The sequence below is a fragment of the Agrococcus sp. HG114 genome (assembly GCF_024723325.1).
Lineage (GTDB): Bacteria > Actinomycetota > Actinomycetes > Actinomycetales > Microbacteriaceae > Agrococcus.
The window spans coordinates 1-428 of the sequence record NZ_JANQCH010000288.1 but is presented as its reverse complement, the minus strand read 5'-3'; the positions used below and the strand labels follow the sequence as shown (position 1 = coordinate 428).

Sequence of the window (428 nt, the reverse complement as noted above, 5' to 3'; positions counted from 1 at the left end):
CTTTTGCCCTGATGCTCGGGGCCGCGCTTGCGGCCGTGGGCGGACAGACGATGGCGCAGACGGCCGAGCGTCCGCTGCGGCCTGAGCCCTTGCCGGCCCAGGCTTCGGATCGGCCGGTGGTCCCGCCGACGGCCCAGCCGGAGCGGATCATCCTGAACCTGACCGCTGACCCGGCGCATGAGATGGCCGTAACCTGGCGCACTGCGCCCGGCGCTATCGGCTATGTCGAATACGCCGAGGCTCAGGACGGCCCGGACTTCGTCAAGGAAGCGGTGCGCGTGACTGCCGTCACCGACGATGCGACTATCACCGTGCGCGAGGCGTCCCAGTTCCACGCAGCCTATCACTCGACGGTGCTGAAGGGGCTGAAGCCGGACGCGGTTTACGCCTATCGGGTCGGCGACGGCATGCTGTGGTCGGAATGGCTG

General features: G+C 68.7%; 1 protein-coding gene. It reads left to right on the top strand.

The features are described 5' to 3' along the window. The coding region (locus NWP09_RS13275; protein WP_258275945.1) for a fibronectin type III domain-containing protein at nt 1–428 on the top strand (428 nt) is incomplete at both ends.